We start from the raw sequence: 13,809 nt of genomic DNA, 5'->3' as shown, positions 1-13,809 counted from the left end.
CCATGCACGCGCTCAAGCTGCCAGCGGATGGTTCGAAGTCGCACGGCGAGAGGCGTGGCCAGTCTCGCAACGGGCCGCAAAACAAGCCGCTGAAACGGCGGTTTTCGATCGCGGTCTGGCTGGCCTTGCTGCCGATGCTCGTGACCGTCGTGTTCGCGTATCTCGGCACGATGGTCTGGACCGCGCGCGTGTCGCTCAGCAATTCGCACACGTTTCCCTCGAACGACTTCGCGGGGCTCACGCAATACGCGCGGCTCTTCAACAACGACCGCTGGCTCGTGTCGCTGCAGAACATCGTGATCTATGGCGCGTGCTTCATCGTCGCGTGCATGGTGATCGGTCTGCTGCTGGCGATCTTCATCGATCAGCGCGTCGTTGCCGAAGGCGCGTTGCGCACGGTGTTTCTCTATCCGTATGCGATGTCGTTCGTCGCGACCGGGCTCGTCTGGCAGTGGATTCTCAATCCCGAACTCGGCGCGCAGCAGGTGCTGCACAGAATCGGCTTCACGCATGCGCGCTTCGACTGGATCGTCGATCAGGACTGGGTCATCTACACGATCGTGATTGCGACCGTGTGGCAGGCCTCGGGGCTCGTGATGGCGCTCATGCTCGCGGGCCTGCGCGGCATCGACGAAGAACTGTGGAAGGCCGCGCGCATCGACGGCATTCCGCGCTGGCGCGTGTATGCGAGCATCGTCGTGCCGATGCTCGGGCCGTCGATCTCGACCGCGTTCGTGCTGCTGTTCGTGATGGTCGTGAAGCTTTACGACGCCGTGGTGGCAATGACGCAAGGCGGCCCCGGCACCGCGAGCGAAGTGCCGGCCAAATTCATCATGGATTACCTGTTCGGGCGCGCGAACATCGGTCTCGCGTCGGCGGCGTCGATCGTTCTGCTCGCGACCGTGCTCGCGATTCTCGCGCCGTTCTTCTATGCGCGCAGCCGCGCGGCGCTGCGTGGGGAGAGGGGATGAACACGAGTCATACCACGCTCAGAGGCGGCGCTGCGCACCGCGCGCCGGCACGGCCTCGCCGTGCGGTGTTTTCGCCGGCGCGCCTCGGCATCTACGCGTTTCTGCTCACCGCGGCCGCGTTCTTTCTGCTGCCGCTCTACGTGATGCTGGTCACGTCGGTGAAGCCGATGAGCGAGATTCGCCTCGGCAATCTGCTTGCCTTTCCGGCGCATTTCACGCTCGACGCATGGAGCGCCGCCTGGCAATCCGCTTGCACCGGGCTCGACTGCAACGGCATTCGCGTGGGCTTCTGGAACTCGGTGCGCATCGTCGTGCCGAGTACGGTGCTGTCGATCATGGTCGGCGCGGTGAACGGCTATGCGCTGTCGTTCTGGCGGCCGCGCGGCGCGGGCCTGCTGTTCGGCGTGCTGCTGATGGGCGCGTTCATTCCGGTGCAGGTGATGGTCTATCCGCTCGTGCGCGTGCTCGCGAGCGTGCATCTGTTCAGCTCGCTGCCGGGCATCGTCGTGATTCATACGATCTTCGGCATGCCGGTGATGACGCTGCTGTTCCGCAACTACTACGCGTCGATTCCGCAGGAGCTGTTCAAGGCCGCGCGCATCGACGGCGGCAGCTTCTGGCGCATCTTCTTTCAGCTGATGCTGCCGATGTCGACGCCGATCATCGTCGTCGCGCTCATCATGCAGGTCACGAACATCTGGAACGACTTCATTCTGGGCCTCGTGTTCGCCGGCACGAAGAACCTGCCGATGACGGTGCAGCTGAACAACATCATCAACACGACGACCGGCGAGCGGCTTTACAACGTCAACATGGCGGCGACCATTCTGACGTCGATGGTGCCGCTCGCGGTCTACTTCATTTCAGGCCGCTGGTTCGTGCGCGGCATTGCGTCGGGCGCCGTCAAGGGGTAGGGCATGGCAAACGTGGCTAATACGATGAATGTCGCCGATGCGGCCGGCGCGCCCGGTGCAACGGCGGGTGAAAGAGCAGGCGCGGATGCGGCGGCGCTCGCGCAGCCGGCCAACGTCGCGATCCGCAATCTGACGATCCGCCTCGGCTCGAACACGGTGATCGAAAACCTCGATCTCGACGTGCTCGCGGGCGAGTTCGTCGTGCTGCTCGGGCCGTCGGGCTGCGGCAAGTCCACGCTGCTGCACAGCATCGCGGGGCTGATCGACGTGAGCGACGGCAGCATCGAGATCGCCGGCGAGGACATGACGTGGGCCGACCCGAAGGATCGCCGCATCGCGCTCGTGTTCCAGTCATACGCGCTGTATCCGACGATGAGCGTCGAGCGCAACCTGTCGTTCGCGCTGCGCATCAACGGCACGCCGAAGGCGGAAATCGCGCGCCGCGTCGCGCGCGCCTCCGAGATGCTGCAACTCGGGCCGCTGCTCAAACGCAAGCCGGCGCAACTGTCGGGCGGACAGCGGCAACGCGTCGCCATCGGCCGCGCGATCGTGCGTGAAGCCGACGTGTTCCTGTTCGACGAACCGCTGTCGAATCTCGACGCGAAGCTGCGCACCGAATTGCGCCGCGAGCTGAAGCAGCTGCATCAGCGGCTCGGCGCGACGATGATCTACGTGACGCACGACCAGGTCGAAGCGATGACGCTCGCGACCCGCATGGCGGTGATGCGCGGCGGCGTGATCCAGCAGTTCGGCACGCCCGCCGAGGTCTACGCGCGCCCGAACAACCTGTTCGTCGCGACGTTCCTCGGCTCGCCCGCGATGAATCTGCTCAAGGGCACGCTCGAGCTACGCGACGGCGCGGTTCAGTTTTGCACCGCTCACTGGCGGCTCGACGTATCGTCGTACGCATTCAGCGAAGCGCCGGTGCAAGGGCAGACGTGCGTGCTCGGCGTGCGCGCCGAAGACGTGCACGTCGCCGAAGCAGGGAGCGAGCGCGCAAAAGTTTCGCTGGTGGAGCCGATGGGCAACCACCGCGTGATCTGGCTCGACTATCATGGCGAGCAGATCGCGTCGATCGACCAGACCAAAGCGCCGCTCGCGGAAGGCGACACCGTGGCGTTTTCGCTCGACGCCGCGCATGTCTCGCTGTTCGACGAAGCGGGCGGCGCGCGCCTGTAACGCCGCACAGCGAACGCGCAAGGCGGCTCGTCGAAACAAGGCTTGATGGAGAACCGCGTGGCTACACTCAAGGACGTCGCGGAACTGGCCGGCGTGGGCATGTCGACCGCCTCACGAGCCATTTCCGGTAAAGGACCGATTTCAGCCGATGCCGCCGCTCGCGTGAAAGCGGCGATCGAGGCGCTGAACTTCCGCCCGTCGTCGATCGGCCGGGCGATGGCGACGCAGCAGCTCGGCATCATCGGCATCTTCGTGCCGACTTTTTTCGGCTCCTACTACGGCACGATTCTGAAGCAGACCGACACCGAGCTGCGCGCGGTGCACCGCCATGTGGTGGTCGCGACCGGCTGCGGAGAAGTGTCGCCGCGCGAGCAGGCGATCGAGGCGGTGCGCTTTCTGATCGGCCGCGATTGCGACGGCGTGGTCGTCATCAGCCACGATCTGCATGACGAAGACCTGATCATGCTGCATCGGATGCACCCGAAGATGGTGTTTCTCAACCGCGCGTTCGAGCAGTTGCCGGAAGCGTCGTTCTCCGCGGACCATTGGCGCGGCGGCGAACTGGCCGCGCGCACGCTGCTCGATCATGGGCATCGCGAGATCGCGGTGATTTCCGGACCGTCCACCGCGTCGGACAACGTGATACGGATCGACGGCTTTTTCGCCGAACTCGCGCGCGCCGGCATTGCGCGCGACGACGTCACGCTGATCGAATCGGACTTCTCACCCGAAGGCGGCTATGCGGCCGCGCAGAAGCTGCTCGATTCGAAGCGGCGCGTGACGGGCCTCTTTTGCGCGAACGACACGATGGCGGTGAGCGTGCTCGCGCGTTTTCATCAGGCGGGCATTTCGGTGCCGAACGACATTTCGGTGATCGGCTACGACGACGATTACTCGGCAGCGTATGCGGCGCCGGGGCTCACGTCGGTCCATATTCCGATCGCGGAGCTGACGCAGAACGCGGTGCGCTGGCTCGTCAATCAGTGCTACCAGACCACGTGGGAGATTTTCCGCGAGTTTCCGGTGAGCGTGACGATGCGCGAGTCGGTGGGGCCGGCGCCGGAGGCGAAGAAGAAGCCGCGGTGACGGGCGCACGCCGGAAGCGTTGGTTTTTACGCATCGTTTTCCGCGTTTTTCTGTTTTCCCCAAGCGTCGTCACCGCCTTTCGTTAAGATTTATGTAATCTTTTGCAATGGTGCTTTGCGGTTTTCCCTCATTCAATTCGCGTACAAATCCCTTAAACTTTTCCGTAATAATCTGTTACGGGGTGCGTGTCATGTTGGCTGTCTTTCTGATCGCCTGTCCTATCTGCATCGCTGCGCTGTTTGGTTTTGCGAGTCATGTGGATCCGCAGACAGGACACTTCAAACGTTAAATCCTCAAGTCTGTTTTCTTCGCGGCGGCGCCGGGAAGAGTTTCGTTTGTAGTTAGCTTCCAGTTAGCAAGTCGTTTGTTTTCTTTCGATCTGCTTTCCTGTTTTCCGTTTTTCCGGTAGTCCATCTGAACATCAGTCAAGTCTTGCCTTTGCGTGCCGACTCACGGCACGATGCGCGATAACCTTTTGTTAGAGGGCTGCATCGCGTATGCGAGATTTTCTGGTGAAGATGACGGCACGCTTCAGCGTGCTAAAAGGCGTTCTTCCTTTGAGCCCGGCCGCGGCAGCGCGCGATGCGCTGGCCGGCGTGCAGCTTGCGTCGATGGACATTCCGCAGGTGCTCGGCTACGCGCGCATTGCCGGCATGCCCGCCGTCACCGGGCTTTACACCGTTTTCCTGCCGCTCGTCGCGTTTGCGTTTTTCGGCGCATCGCGGCATCTGGTCGTTGCCGCCGACTCCGCCACCGCCACGATTTTCGCGAGCCGGCTCTCGACGATGGCGCCCGCCTCGAGCGCCGAATACGCCGCGCTCGCCGCGATGGTCGCGCTGCTCACCGCCGCGCTGCTGCTCATCGCGCGCATCTTCAAGCTCGGCTTTCTCGCCGATTTCCTGTCGCGCACCGTGCTGGTCGGCTTTCTCGCGGGCGTCGGCGTGCAGGTCGGCATCGCCATGCTCGGCGACATGCTCGGCTTGTCCGGGCACGCCGCGCGCAGCGTCGATCAACTGCTGCTCGTGGTGCGCGACGCCGCACAGATCCATCTGCCGACGCTCGCGATTTCGGCGCTCGTGGTGGTCGCGATTCTCGTCAGCAAGCGCTTCTGGCCGCGCCTGCCGGTGCCGTTGATCGCGGTCGTGGCGGGCATTGCCGCGAGCGACGCATTCGATTTCACCGCGCATGGCATCTCGATCCTCGGGCCGGTGGCGGGCGGACTGCCGCCGCTGCGCATTCCGTCGGTGACGTGGCAGCAGATGCTCGACCTGGTGCCGGTCGCCGCGTCCTGTTTCGTGATGATCGTCGCGCAAAGCGCCGCCGCGAGCCGCGTGTTCGCCGAGCGTTATCACGAAACGGTCGACATCAACGCCGACCTGCTCGGCATCGCGGCCGCCAATGCAGCGGCCGCGTTCTCGGGAGCGTTCGTCGTCAACGGCAGCCCGACGCAGACCGCGATGGCCGATCGCGCCGGCACGCGCAGCCAGCTTGCGCAGCTCGCTTTCGCGGCGGTCGTGGTGGTGGTGCTGCTGTTTTTCAGCCGCTACCTGCAGTACCTGCCGCACTGTATTCTCGCGAGCATCGTGTTTACGATCGCGGTCGGGCTCGTCAATTTGCAGTCGCTGTTTGCGATTCGCCGCGAAAGTCCCGGCGAATTCGCGCTCGCGGTGTTCACGGCGGCGGCGGTCGTGCTGATCGGCGTCGAGCACGGCATTCTGGTGGCGGTCGCGCTGTCGCTGCTGCGGCACGTGAGGCACAGCTATCGTCCGCACACGATGATGCTCGCGCCCAACGGCGACGGGCTATGGGTGCCGGTGCCGGCGGTGCCCGGCATGGAGACCTCGCCGGGCTTGATCGTCTATCGCTTCGGCGCCGATCTGTTCTACGCCAACGATCACTTTTTCTCCGACGACACGCGCAACCTGATTGAGCACGCGCCGAACCCGGTGCACTGGTTCGTCGTCGACGCGAGCGCGATCACTGATCTGGACTATTCGGCGGCGCGCTCGGTGGGCGAGCTGTGCGCGTCGCTCAAGCGCAGCGGCATCGAGGTGATCTTCGCGCGCGTGAACCGCTATCTGCGCTCGGACATGGATCGGCACGGGATTACGCCGATCGTCGAGGAGCGCTGCATTTTCGGCACGCTGCACGAGGCGCTGATTATGGCGGGCGTCGACAAACCGCATGAGCAGGTGAAGGGCGCGCCGTAGGGGGCCGTGAGAGGCGTGTCGTGGCGGGTGGGGGCGAGCATGGTCCCATGCATGGCATTCGCGCAGGCCATCAGCCTTTTTTCCGCGCCCCGGCACGCTTTGCATCAACTTGTATCGGAACCTTGCCATCGCCTGTCGTGCGGCTCTTCACATGATCGATGAACGCGCGCAGCTTCGGCATGATCTGCCGGCGGCCCGGATAGCAGAGAAAGACTCCCGGCATCACCGGCGCGTACGCCTCCAGCACGTGGATCAGTTTTCCCGCTTTCAACCCGTCGGCGGCCAGCGGCTCAGGCAGCTGGGCCAGGCCCAGGCCTTCTATCGCCGCGCCGAGCATGGTGGGAAAGTCACTGGCGATGAGCGGGCCGGATACGGCAATCTCGATCGCCTGGCCGTTGTCGTTGAACGACCATAGCGCGAGCGCGCCGTTGGAGCGCCGCCATCGCAAGCATGCGTGCTGGCGCAGATCGCCAGGGCGCTCAGGCCGGCTGTGCTCCGCGAGGTAGACAGGACTGCCAACGACAGCGAGACGAAACGGTGGCGTCATCGGCACCGCGACCATATCGGCGTCGACGAACTGGCCCAGCCGGATGCCCGCGTCGAATCCTTCCGCGGCAAGATCGACCAGCTCCTTGCTTGCGGCAATCTCCACCTCGACCTCGGGATAAGCCTTGCAGAAGGACGCAATCAGCGGCTCCAGCAGGAGCGGGACGATCGCGCGCGGCACTGCGAGACGCAGCAATCCGGCGGGCCGCTGTCCGAGTCCGCGCGCCACCTCGCCGGCGGCGACGAGCTCCTCGAAGGCAGGCTTTGCGCGCGAAAGAAACCGCTCGCCGGCTTCTGTCAGGCCAACGCTACGCGTGGTGCGCGTGAACAGCGCTGCGCCGATGCGCTCTTCGAGTACGCGCACGGCCTGGCTAATGGCGGACGGCGTCACCCCGAGCTCCGCCGCCGCCCTGCGAAAACTGCGATACCTGGCAACGCTCAGGAACGCTTCCACGCCATCGAGTGCGCCCTGCCTGACTGTGAAGTTCTGCTTCATAGCCCGTCAACATTGTGATGAATAGTCGCTCACGCAAAACGATGGTACACCTGGTACCTGTCACTCAGGAGTAGGAGTTTTGCAATGACTGATGCACTTGATGGCGCGCGCGAACACTATCGTGCGACTGGCCTGACTGAGCGGTTGAAGGTCGCGCTCACGGTCTTTGGGCCGGAGGATCAGCCGCTCACACCGCGGCAACTGGCCGCCCTTGACCACTTTCACACACGCGGGCTTGCCGCCACCGCCGATCTTGCTCACCTGGCCGGAATCACTGCCGACATGTCGGTGCTGGACGTGGGTTCGGGCGTTGGCGGGCCGGCCCGCTTTCTGGCTGCAACCCGGGGCTGCCGGGTGACCGGTATCGACCTCAGCGAGCCATTCGTGGAGGCCGCACGCTATCTCACCCAGCGCACAGGGCAGGGCGAACGGGTGTCGTTCCACTCCGGCAGCGCACTGGATCTTCCCTTCGACAGCAACTGTTTCGACGCCGTATTGCTGCAGCACGTGGCGATGAACATTGCCGAGCGCACACGGCTATACGAGGAGATCCGTCGCGTACTGAAACCAGGCGGCAGGTTCGCGATCTTCGACGTCGTCGCAAACGGCAGCGAACCGTACTACCCCGTTCCATGGTCGCGAACACCGGCAACGAGCTTTCTCCTCACGGCCGATGCAACGCGCACGGCGATCGAACAAGCGGGTTTCCACACGTTGGCATGGCAAAACGACACCGAGGCTGCAAAGGCCTGGTTCACCGAACTGCGTGCGTCAGGGCTGCCGCCGTCACCCAATCTCGGCGTGGTGATGGGGCCGGATTTTGCGGAGCTTGCCGCCAACCTGGGGCGAAATCTCCTTGAAGGCCGGCTCGAGATTCTCACCGCTGTGTTCGAGGCCGCGCCCATGACGACACCCGCTCATGAGGGGAACCGCTGATGAACGCCCCGCCGATTTTCGCTGGGATCGTCGCACCGCGCCCAGCCTGGCGCATCGTGCTATGGCTCGCTCCGCTTACGGCCCTGTGGATTGCGTTGATCTACTGGCAGCCGATTATCCCGGACAGTGGCGCTCAAACCACGGCACACCAGTTGATCGCCCATGCGTTCATCGCGGTCGGCTTGTGGCTCGGCCTCGAAAGCACGGACCTGACGCCGAACCAGCGCCGCACGACCTGGCTTGCGGTCATCATCCCGCACACGCTTTGGTTCGCGATCGTCTGGAGCGCAGCGATCCATGGCGTCTTTCGCCTGGGCGCCTCACCTTCACCGGTGCCCTGGTTGCCCATGGCGATCTTCCTGCCGGTCATCATTGGCGCGCCGCTGCTGCTGTTCTCGAAGCGGGTGGGCAAGGTGCTCGACGCGATTCCGGCGGCCTGGCTCGTCGCGCTTCAGTTTTACCGGGTGTTCGGCGGTTGGGCTCTCGCTGCCTGGCTGCACGGCCTGCTGCCGGGCCTCGCGGCGCTGCCGGCGGGAACTGGCGATGTGCTGACCGGCCTGTTCGCCCTGCCGACGGCAATCGCTCTCGCAAGCGGCGCGGCTCAAGGGCGCAAGGCGGCGATCGCCTGGAACATCCTGGGCCTCGCCGATTTCGCCGTCGCGATTACGTTGGGGCTGATCACCTCGCCCGGCCGGTTCCAGTTGATCGTTCCGAATGTAGCGGGCATTAACGCCGGCGCTTATCCGTATGTGCTGACCCCGGCTTTCGTGGTGCCAGGCTCGATCCTGCTGCACGCGCTGTCGCTGCGCCAGTTGATCCGCCGGCGCGCCGGCTGATTTTTTTCATCTACATGCCCGGCAACACCAGACAGGAGGCGGCATGACAACGCAATTTCTCTTCCAGTTGCATCTCGTCCTGGGCTACGTTGCCTGGCTGCTTTGCTGCGGCGTCTACGTCTGGCCCAAGCTCAAGTCGATGGACCCGTTCGAAGCGCAACGCGCGATCGCCACCTTGCACAGCTTTCGATTCTTCGGGCTGGTCTTTATCCTGCCCGGCGTCGTCAGTCCCCAACTGCCTGCCAGCTTCGCCGTATTCGCCGCCTATGGCGACTTCGCAACGGGAGTGCTGGCGATGCTGGCGCTACTCACTGCACGAGTACGCCCGCTCTTTTGGCTGTTCGTCGTAGCCTTCAATGTGATGGGAGCGACCGACCTCATTCTCGACTACTACCACGCCATCCAGGTCGGTCTTCCTGCACACGCGGGAGAACTGGGCGCCGCGTACGCGATCCCGATCATCTATGTGCCTCTGCTGGCGATTACGCATGTTGCCGCTTTCTATCTGCTACTGCGCCCTCAGCCCAGGAGGGTTCCGAGCTATTGATGCTTGCGCAAACCACGGCGCTCAATCATCCGCGAAAAAATGGCCGATGAAAAAGCACACGCCTGCGAGCACGATGCCGAGCACCGCGACCGTATAAGCGAGCGCAACGCCGTGCCACAAGCTGTCGAACCATTGATGAAGCTGCGCCATCAACACCGCCGCGTTGCCGCCGATTCGTTGCAGCTCGATCTGGTAGCGCGGGTCGACCGCGCTGTACATCGCGACGGCGCTATCGGGCGATGGCGCGCTCGCATAGATGAGCGCCGCTGCAATCAGCCCGGCGAGCAGGATCGCGGCTCCGGTGAAATAGAGCCGCTTTCGCAGTGGCGAGCGTGATGCCGCCTGGCCTGCCTCGTTGCCGTTGTTCGTGTTGTTGCCGTTCATCGTGTCTGTCAGCGCGCCTTGCGATGGGCCATCCGTATTGCCAGGACGCCAGTATCGCAGAGCAGCGGCGCAACAGCGGTGCGCGTCGAAGCGGGCTAGCTTTTCGACGTCAGCAGTTTGAGCCCCGCAATGCCGAACATGATCGCGAGCGAGCCGTCGAGCCAGCGCCGGATCGCCACGTAGATGCGCCGTGCGGACGCCGTGGAAAACAGCACCGCGTAGCTGCTGAACACCGTCGCGCCAATCGCCATGCAGCCGAGCACCACCGGCAGCACGTGCGCCGCGCCGTGCACCGGCGACATCGCGAGCGAGACGATCGACAGCCAGACGAGCACCGCTTTCGGATTCGTGAGATGCAGCAGCAGCCCGCGCAGATAAAGCCGCCCGAGCGGCTCGCCGGTCCGTGCCGCACTCGCGGCCGGCTTGCCGGCGCCGAGCGCCGAGCGCGCGGACTTGAAGCCGAGCCACAGCAGATACAGACCGCCGGCGATCCTGATCGCGACGAGGCATTGCGAGTAGCTCGCGAGCACCGCCGACAAACCGAGCGACGCGAGCAGCGCCCACGAGAACGAACCCGACACGACGCCGAGTGCGAACACGAGCGCGGCGCGGCGGCCTGAGCTCATCGCGAGGGACATGATCGCGAGATTGCTCGGCCCGGGGCTCGCGGTGCCGACGAAATAGGCGCTGTAGGCGATCAGGACATCGGCGGTGAGAAAAGGACTGGTGAAAGGGCTGGCGATCATGGCGGGCAGGGCGTGAAGGCGGCAGGACGCGCTCGATGACGCGTGAGTAGCGATTCTGCTCGCCGCTACGTGAAACGCACAGATACAGTTGCCCGTTTGTGTGGCAGGACAATCCGTGTGCGTTTCATGTCGCCTTGGCGCATCCAGCGCCACTCACGCGCCACTCACGCGCCCACGCCCGCCGCCTCTGCAATGCACTCAGCCAGCGCGTCCGCAACCGCCTGCCTGCTATGCCGCGGCCGCTGCACGAGGCCGATCTCGCGCTGGAACGTCGCGTCGCCGAGTTCGAGCGCGGTCACGCTCGCGGGCCATTTGCCGAGCCCGGCCGTATCGGGAATCAGCGCGACGCCCATGCCGCGCGCGACCAGTTGCACGATCGCCTGCAACTCGTCGAGTTCGATCGCGTCATGCACGGCGAGGCGCGCGCGCCGCAGAAAACGCTCGACGAGCCGGCCGCCGAACGACGTGCGGTCGTAGCGGATGAACGGCTCGCTCCTGAGCAGCTCGCGCCACGAGCGCCCGCTGCGTGCGAGTTTTTTCGGCGCGAGCAGTACGAACGGCTCGGCGGCGAGCGTGCGCCATTCGAGTTCCGACGGCAGTGCGAACGGCGGCTTGATGATGACGGCCAGATCGAGTTCACCGGAATCCACCTGGCCGAGCAGGCCTAGCGACACGCCGGGCACCACGCGAATCCGCCAGCCCGGGCGGTCGTCGCGAAAGCGCGCGAGCGCGTCGGCGAGCAGCGACACCTGCGCGGACGCAATCGCGCCGACCCGCAGCATGCCGCTTTCGGCCGCGCCCGCGCCGCGTTCGGAGAGCCGCGCGTAGAGCGTCATGATTTCCTCGGCGAGCGCGAGTGTGTCGCGGCCGGCCTCGTTGAGCGTCGCGGAACGCCCGGTGCGGTCGAAGAGTTGGAAGCCCAGTTCCTCTTCGAGCCGCTGCATCTGCGCGCTCACGGCCGATTGCGTGAGCCCGATGCGCGCGCCCGCGCCGGAAAACGTGCCGTACTGGTTGACGGCAATGAGGGTCTTCAGTTCGTTCAGCATGATCGATTGATCGATTTTCGTGTTGGTCAGGTCAAATATATATCGTTTTCCAGCATTTTTATTCATGGTTAAACTTGGCTTCACGTGAATGGCCCAGGCAGGTGCTTCGGTTTGGTTTTCAACCGCCATGCCGCGCAGTCCATCACATGAGCTTCACATCAACCCCACTTCAAGCGAGCGAGTCTTTTCACCATGAGCGTTGCCGAAACCGTTTTGCCGCCGTTCCATCTGGCGTTTCCTGTTCATAGCCTTGCCGCCGCGCGCGAGTTTTACGGCGAACTGCTCGGCTGTCCGGAAGGGCGCAGTTCGGAGGAATGGGTCGATTTCAATTTCTACGGTCATCAGATCGTCGCGCATTTGGCGCCGGACGAGATTGGTCACCGTCACACGAGCAAGGTCGACGGCGACGCGGTGCCGGTGCGCCACTTCGGCGCGGTGCTGTCGATGGAGCAATGGCAGGCCGCCGCGGACAAACTGCAGAAGGCCGGCATCGCATTCATCATCGAGCCGCATGTGCGCTTCAAGGGCGAGGTCGGCGAGCAGGCGACGATGTTCTTCCTCGACCCGTCGGGCAATGCGCTCGAGTTCAAGGCGTTCGCCAACATGTCGTCGCTGTTCGCAAAATGAGCGCTAAATAGGCGCTGGATAAGCACCAGATAAGCGTAAGCGGGCATCGGGCGCGTTGATCTCAACGCGCGGATCGCTGCAAATGAGAAGGCTGCTCAATCGTGGAGATTGAGCAGCCTTTTTTCTTGGGCTGTGTCGGATGATTTCTGTTGGAGTCGGCATTCTGATGGAGTTGTCGATTGCTCATCGTTGCTATCAGGAAATGCATCAGGGATAGGAATACTCCGATTTTCTGTCAAGGTTTGTAAAAACTACGTTTTCTCAATTTTATTTGGTTTACCTAATTAAATTTCAATGATCTGCTAGTGAACCTGTCAGTTGGGTCGAGGAAGCCGTTTGTCAGGTCTGAGGCTCCGCAGTCACTTGTCCTGGAGTCGCGAGCCCGGCGTAGTTTCCGTTCTTTCGGGGATTCAGAATGGCGCATCAGAAACATAAAGGCACGCTGCCTGCACTCGCAACGTTTGGCGCATGCAAGGAGAACGATGGTCGCGCCACACGCGCAACATGCGGATTGTCCATCTGCGGTCTGACCGTGGCGCGCGTGGGCGATGTCGTTATCTATAGCGGCGGAAGCGAAGCGGCGATTATCGACGACGCGGGCATGCCAGAGGACCGCGCGGGCAGCACGGTCATTCCACAGGGTCCTGATTCCGTCACCTGGTCCAATCCACCGCCAATCTTCTACGCCGAGCGCGGCATGAAGATGACTTCCATGTCACCACAGACGGCGATTCTGACGGGGCATATGCCTTCTAGTGAATTGATCCGCAGTACAACCAGCAGCCAAGGACACACCGTACGTTACGCAACCGGCGACGCGCAACCGCTTCGTGTGTATGCCGACCGCAGGAGGCGCATATGACGGGCAAGGAAGATTGTCTGCTTTGTCGTGTGACCTATTCGATATTCGAGCGCTTTCCGGACGTGCCCTCCGGAATGGTGATGAACGTCGAAACCGGCAATTTCTTTCCACTTGCTACGCTTCGCTCGTATTCATCGGGACGCGAGATGGTCGAAGCCTTGGGCGTTGCATGGGCGTGTGAGTGTCGCGAACGCTCCCCGAATCGTTTCGATGAACAGTTCACGCTAAACGACCACGCGGGCAAGCGACTGGCGGGGGTGCGCTATCGCGTGCGGGTCGGTTCGAGCGTCCTCGCGAATGGCGTAACTGACTCTCAGGGGCGCACGCAGCGTATTTCGACGGACGATCCAAAGCGGCTTTCTATCGACGCTGCCGCGTCATAGGGGACGTAGAGCAGATAAGACTTTTCACTACATGGAAAAA

15 protein-coding genes are annotated in these 13,809 nt (G+C 63.4%); 11 read left to right on the top strand and 4 right to left on the bottom strand.

The annotated features are described in order from the left end of the window. Window positions 1-2: 2 nt before the first annotated feature. The 5 genes from B9Z01_RS25430 to B9Z01_RS25410 all read left to right on the top strand — a co-directional run bounded on the left by B9Z01_RS25430 (window position 3) and on the right by B9Z01_RS25410 (window position 6,360). Window positions 3-971 (top strand): carbohydrate ABC transporter permease, encoded by a 969-nt coding sequence (locus B9Z01_RS25430; RefSeq protein ID WP_085488178.1) that lies wholly within the window; start codon window positions 3-5, stop codon window positions 969-971. Beyond that, window positions 968-1,885 carry a carbohydrate ABC transporter permease gene (locus B9Z01_RS25425; RefSeq protein WP_085488176.1) on the top strand — a complete coding sequence of 306 codons (918 nt, stop codon included), beginning with the start codon at window positions 968-970 and terminating at the stop codon, window positions 1,883-1,885. The genes B9Z01_RS25430 and B9Z01_RS25425 overlap by 4 nt, the downstream gene beginning before the upstream one ends. 3 nt (window positions 1,886-1,888) lie before the next feature. Beyond that, a complete protein-coding gene (locus B9Z01_RS25420) occupies window positions 1,889-3,064 on the top strand; it encodes an ABC transporter ATP-binding protein (RefSeq protein ID WP_085488174.1) in 1,176 nt (391 codons plus the stop codon). Window positions 3,065-3,109: 45 nt separating this feature from the next. Then, a complete protein-coding gene (locus tag B9Z01_RS25415) occupies window positions 3,110-4,150 on the top strand; it encodes a LacI family DNA-binding transcriptional regulator (protein WP_085488172.1) in 1,041 nt (346 codons plus the stop codon). Between the two features lie 497 nt (window positions 4,151-4,647). Further along, window positions 4,648-6,360: a SulP family inorganic anion transporter gene (locus B9Z01_RS25410; RefSeq protein ID WP_085488170.1), complete on the top strand. Its 1,713-nt coding sequence runs from the start codon at window positions 4,648-4,650 to the stop codon at window positions 6,358-6,360. A gap of 70 nt (window positions 6,361-6,430) precedes the next feature. Here the strand turns inward: B9Z01_RS25410 and B9Z01_RS25405 are convergent, their stop codons facing one another. Next, window positions 6,431-7,402 carry a LysR family transcriptional regulator gene (locus tag B9Z01_RS25405; RefSeq protein WP_085488168.1) on the bottom strand — a complete coding sequence of 324 codons (972 nt, stop codon included), beginning with the start codon at window positions 7,400-7,402 and terminating at the stop codon, window positions 6,431-6,433. 84 nt (window positions 7,403-7,486) lie between these two features. Here B9Z01_RS25405 and B9Z01_RS25400 point away from each other — a divergent pair, with 84 nt between their 5' ends. From B9Z01_RS25400 to B9Z01_RS25390, 3 genes are all read left to right on the top strand, one after another. Then, window positions 7,487-8,338 (top strand): class I SAM-dependent methyltransferase, encoded by an 852-nt coding sequence (locus B9Z01_RS25400; RefSeq protein WP_085488166.1) that lies wholly within the window; start codon window positions 7,487-7,489, stop codon window positions 8,336-8,338. 95 nt (window positions 8,339-8,433) lie between these two features. Further along, a complete protein-coding gene (locus B9Z01_RS25395) occupies window positions 8,434-9,174 on the top strand; it encodes an MFS transporter (RefSeq protein ID WP_244196157.1) in 741 nt (246 codons plus the stop codon). 43 nt (window positions 9,175-9,217) lie between these two features. Further along, window positions 9,218-9,721, top strand: a complete 504-nt coding sequence (locus B9Z01_RS25390; RefSeq protein WP_085488162.1) for a hypothetical protein — start codon at window positions 9,218-9,220, stop codon at window positions 9,719-9,721. A gap of 21 nt (window positions 9,722-9,742) precedes the next feature. On the opposite strand, the gene B9Z01_RS25385 is transcribed toward B9Z01_RS25390, so the two are convergent. From B9Z01_RS25385 to B9Z01_RS25375, 3 genes are all read right to left on the bottom strand, one after another. Next, on the bottom strand, window positions 9,743-10,105 hold the full coding sequence (locus tag B9Z01_RS25385) for a hypothetical protein (RefSeq protein ID WP_085488160.1): 363 nt from the start codon (window positions 10,103-10,105) through the stop codon (window positions 9,743-9,745). 95 nt (window positions 10,106-10,200) lie between these two features. Beyond that, a complete protein-coding gene (locus tag B9Z01_RS25380) occupies window positions 10,201-10,851 on the bottom strand; it encodes a LysE family translocator (protein WP_085488158.1) in 651 nt (216 codons plus the stop codon). A gap of 164 nt (window positions 10,852-11,015) precedes the next feature. Next, the gene (locus B9Z01_RS25375) at window positions 11,016-11,897 is read right to left on the bottom strand and encodes a LysR family transcriptional regulator (RefSeq protein ID WP_085488156.1); all 882 of its coding nucleotides are present in this window, start codon (window positions 11,895-11,897) and stop codon (window positions 11,016-11,018) included. 192 nt (window positions 11,898-12,089) lie between these two features. On the opposite strand from B9Z01_RS25375, the gene B9Z01_RS25370 reads away from it, so the two are divergent. The 3 genes from B9Z01_RS25370 (at window position 12,090) to B9Z01_RS25360 (ending at window position 13,769) form a co-directional block, all read left to right on the top strand. Further along, window positions 12,090-12,524, top strand: coding sequence for a VOC family protein (locus B9Z01_RS25370; protein WP_085488154.1), 435 nt, complete (start codon window positions 12,090-12,092; stop codon window positions 12,522-12,524). A gap of 415 nt (window positions 12,525-12,939) precedes the next feature. Next, a complete protein-coding gene (locus B9Z01_RS25365) occupies window positions 12,940-13,386 on the top strand; it encodes a hypothetical protein (protein ID WP_143809059.1) in 447 nt (148 codons plus the stop codon). Beyond that, window positions 13,383-13,769, top strand: coding sequence for a hypothetical protein (locus B9Z01_RS25360; protein WP_085488150.1), 387 nt, complete (start codon window positions 13,383-13,385; stop codon window positions 13,767-13,769). Before B9Z01_RS25365 ends, B9Z01_RS25360 begins: the two co-directional genes overlap by 4 nt. Window positions 13,770-13,809: the final 40 nt, after the last annotated feature.

It is taken from the genome of Paraburkholderia susongensis (genome assembly GCF_900177725.1).
GTDB classification, from domain to species: Bacteria; Pseudomonadota; Gammaproteobacteria; order Burkholderiales; family Burkholderiaceae; genus Paraburkholderia; species Paraburkholderia susongensis.
The sequence above is the reverse complement of the archived record's forward strand: the minus strand, read 5'-3'. Positions and strand labels throughout refer to the sequence as shown.

Bases quoted from the DNA above. Each gene is read 5' to 3' on its own strand.
- B9Z01_RS25430 (WP_085488178.1), top strand. From the start codon at position 3: ATGCACGCGCTCAAGCTGCCAGCGGATGGTTCGAAGTCGCACGGCGAG.
- B9Z01_RS25425 (WP_085488176.1), top strand. From the start codon at position 968: ATGAACACGAGTCATACCACGCTCAGAGGCGGCGCTGCGCACCGCGCG.
- B9Z01_RS25420 (WP_085488174.1), top strand. From the start codon at position 1,889: ATGGCAAACGTGGCTAATACGATGAATGTCGCCGATGCGGCCGGCGCG.
- B9Z01_RS25415 (WP_085488172.1), top strand. From the start codon at position 3,110: ATGGAGAACCGCGTGGCTACACTCAAGGACGTCGCGGAACTGGCCGGC.
- B9Z01_RS25410 (WP_085488170.1), top strand. From the start codon at position 4,648: ATGCGAGATTTTCTGGTGAAGATGACGGCACGCTTCAGCGTGCTAAAA.
- B9Z01_RS25405 (WP_085488168.1), bottom strand. From the start codon at position 7,402: ATGAAGCAGAACTTCACAGTCAGGCAGGGCGCACTCGATGGCGTGGAA.
- B9Z01_RS25400 (WP_085488166.1), top strand. From the start codon at position 7,487: ATGACTGATGCACTTGATGGCGCGCGCGAACACTATCGTGCGACTGGC.
- B9Z01_RS25390 (WP_085488162.1), top strand. From the start codon at position 9,218: ATGACAACGCAATTTCTCTTCCAGTTGCATCTCGTCCTGGGCTACGTT.
- B9Z01_RS25385 (WP_085488160.1), bottom strand. From the start codon at position 10,105: ATGAACGGCAACAACACGAACAACGGCAACGAGGCAGGCCAGGCGGCA.
- B9Z01_RS25380 (WP_085488158.1), bottom strand. From the start codon at position 10,851: ATGATCGCCAGCCCTTTCACCAGTCCTTTTCTCACCGCCGATGTCCTG.
- B9Z01_RS25375 (WP_085488156.1), bottom strand. From the start codon at position 11,897: ATGCTGAACGAACTGAAGACCCTCATTGCCGTCAACCAGTACGGCACG.
- B9Z01_RS25370 (WP_085488154.1), top strand. From the start codon at position 12,090: ATGAGCGTTGCCGAAACCGTTTTGCCGCCGTTCCATCTGGCGTTTCCT.
- B9Z01_RS25365 (WP_143809059.1), top strand. From the start codon at position 12,940: ATGGCGCATCAGAAACATAAAGGCACGCTGCCTGCACTCGCAACGTTT.
- B9Z01_RS25360 (WP_085488150.1), top strand. From the start codon at position 13,383: ATGACGGGCAAGGAAGATTGTCTGCTTTGTCGTGTGACCTATTCGATA.